1 protein-coding gene is annotated in these 270 nt (G+C 55.9%); it reads left to right on the top strand.

Annotation, left to right across the window (positions count from 1 at the left end):
- Positions 1-145 precede the first annotated feature (145 nt).
- Positions 146-270, top strand: a 125-nt coding sequence (locus tag R0J87_RS20715) for a prepilin-type N-terminal cleavage/methylation domain-containing protein (protein ID WP_498888609.1), incomplete at its 3' end; no start/stop codon positions are given.

Genomic DNA, 270 nt, shown 5'->3' with positions numbered 1-270 from the left:
AGACGCCGCAGATCCGTTTTTCGCCTTTTGAACCCGCCACGCCGTTTACGCTGCGCTTCTACTCGGCGGCGCAAAACGCATGTTGGGCGGTAAAACTGGCACACGATGGCGCGTTATCCCTCAATCAATGTGATGAGAGGATGCGATGAAGCGCGGATTTACCTTGCTGGAAGTGATGCTCGCGCTGGCGATTTTTGCGCTGGCTGCCACGGCGGTGTTACAGATTGCCAGCGGCGCGCTGAGTAATCAGCACGTTCTTGAGGAAAAAAC

This window comes from Halomonas sp. SIMBA_159 (assembly GCF_046536035.1).
Lineage (GTDB): Bacteria > Pseudomonadota > Gammaproteobacteria > Pseudomonadales > Halomonadaceae > Vreelandella > Vreelandella venusta_A.
Note: the sequence above shows the minus strand (reverse complement) of the source record. Positions and strands in the feature narration are given on the sequence as shown.